2 protein-coding genes are annotated in these 1,971 nt (G+C 71.6%); both read right to left on the reverse strand.

The genetic code is table 11. The features are described 5' to 3' along the window. Positions 1 to 760: HPr family phosphocarrier protein (locus GVN67_RS28840; RefSeq protein ID WP_160000737.1), on the reverse strand; the 760-nt coding region annotated here is incomplete at its 3' end. A gap of 262 nt (positions 761 to 1,022) precedes the next feature. Continuing rightward, entirely contained in the window at positions 1,023 to 1,592 is a 570-nt protein-coding gene (gene ssb / locus GVN67_RS28845) for a single-stranded DNA-binding protein (RefSeq protein WP_160000738.1), read from the reverse strand. Between the last annotated feature and the right edge of the window lie 379 nt (positions 1,593 to 1,971).

The raw sequence follows: 1,971 nt of genomic DNA on the forward strand, positions 1-1,971 counted from the left end.
GGGTGGTGGCGGCCGGCGCGGCGTCGCGGTCGCCGAGCTCATCGGCGAAGGCGGCGGTCAACGCGGCCAGCGCCGCCGCGGCATCGGGGCCGGCGACCTCCAGCGTCATGCCGGCGCCCGGGCCGGCGCCGAGCTGGAGCAGAGAAATCATGCTGCGGGCATCGGCGCGGCGCTCGCCATGCCGCAGGGTGACCGAGGACCGGTAGCTTTTGGCCAGCTGCACCAGGATACGGGCGGGGCGCGCATGCATGCCGGCGGCGGCCGGGGCCTGGACCTCGGCGGTCAGGGCGTCGTCAGCGCTGGTAGCGGGGGTGGCGCTGACGGTCGGCATCGGCGCGCTGGGGTCGAGCGCCGCCAGGATCTCGGCCGGATCATCGGTGACGGCCAGGCGCTCGGCCAGCGCCGCCTCGCCCAGCACCTCGGTCAGGCGGCGCAGGACAGCAATATGCTCGTCGCCCTGGGCGGCGATGGCCACCACCAGCCGGGCGCGGTCCTCGCCGTTCCAGGCGACGCCCTGCGGCACCTGCAGCACGGCGATGCCGGTCTGGTGGATCAGCCCGCGATCGCCGCGCTGGCCATGCGGGATGGCGATGCCATTGCCCAGGAAAGTGTCGGCCTCGACCTCCCGGCGCAGCATGCTCTCGGCATAGGCGGCGTCGATCGAGCCGGTCGCGACCAGGAGCTGCGCCGCGGCACGGATGGCGGCCTCCTTGTCGGCGGGGGTGGCGGCCAGGCGGATGCGGTGGGCAGAGAGAATCACGGCGCTCGGGCTTCCTGTCTTCCGGGGCGTCTCGACCCGTGATGCGGGCCGCAGCGAGAGAAGCGTGTTGGATTACACTTTCTTCATCGGACGCCCCTGCAGAGATTGCGGCGCAGCAGCCGGCCACAAGGGCCGACGGTGCCGTCGCAATTCTGAACGCAGCCTTCGGCCGTAAGTTTTCCGCGAGGCGCCGCGGCCGGCCATCGGCGCCGCACGGCGGCAGGAAGCCCCGCCGCGCGGCCTTGTCTTCAGTGGCGGGCGATCAGAAGGGGATGTCGTCGTCCAGGTCGCTGCCGCCGGTCTTCGGCGCATCCCAGCCGCCGCGCTGCGGCCGGCTGCTGCCGCCATTGCCGCCGCTGCTGGCGCCGCCGCTGCGCTCGCCGCCGCCATAGCCGCCGCCACCGGAGGAGGAGGAACGGCCACCGCCGCCACCGCCGCCGCTGCTGGCGCCGCCCTCATAGCCGCCACCGCCGCCGCCTTCGCCGCGGCCGTCGAGCAGGGTCAGCTCACCGCCGAAATTGCGCAGCGCGACCTCGGTGGAATAGCGGTCCTGGCCGGCCTGGTCCTGCCACTTGCGGGTCTCCAGCTTGCCTTCGATATAGACCTTGCTGCCCTTGCGCAGATACTTCTCGGCGATCTCGCCCAGCTTCTCGTTGAAGATGGCGACCGAATGCCATTCGGTACGCTCCTGGCGGTTGCCTTCGCGGTCCTTGTAGGAATCCGTCGTGGCCAGGCGCAGGTTCACCACCCGCCCGCCATTCTGGAAATTCCGCACCTCCGGGTCCTTCCCCAGATTGCCGATCAGGATCACCTTGTTGACGCTGCCGGCCATGCTGCCCGGTCCTTCACCCGCTGCCGCCCCGGGGGCGCCGCCCCCCTGCACCAGCATGGGAGGCATCGGCCGCTCGGGGCTTGGTTTCACATTCACGCGCACCCAGATTGGGCGCCTTGATCGTCAAGCACCCGGTCGGGCGGCCTGGGATCGCCGGCGCCTCGTCGGGCGCGTGGGCGGCAACCTAGCCACACGGCAAGCCGGGGGCCAGCCCTCCCGGGCATGAGAAGGGTGCAACGGAAGGGGGGGCCTCGCCGCTTACCCACTTCCCCCGGCCGGCGGATGCTGGCACAAGCCCCGATAGAACACAATGCGAACAGTGGTGCGCAGGAGTCTGACTTGAAGAAGCCTACCCCCCCCTCCGGTCAGCCCTCCGCCA

Source organism: Roseomonas sp. 18066 (assembly GCF_902706185.1).
In the GTDB taxonomy this organism is placed as follows: Bacteria; Pseudomonadota; Alphaproteobacteria; order Acetobacterales; family Acetobacteraceae; genus Pseudoroseomonas.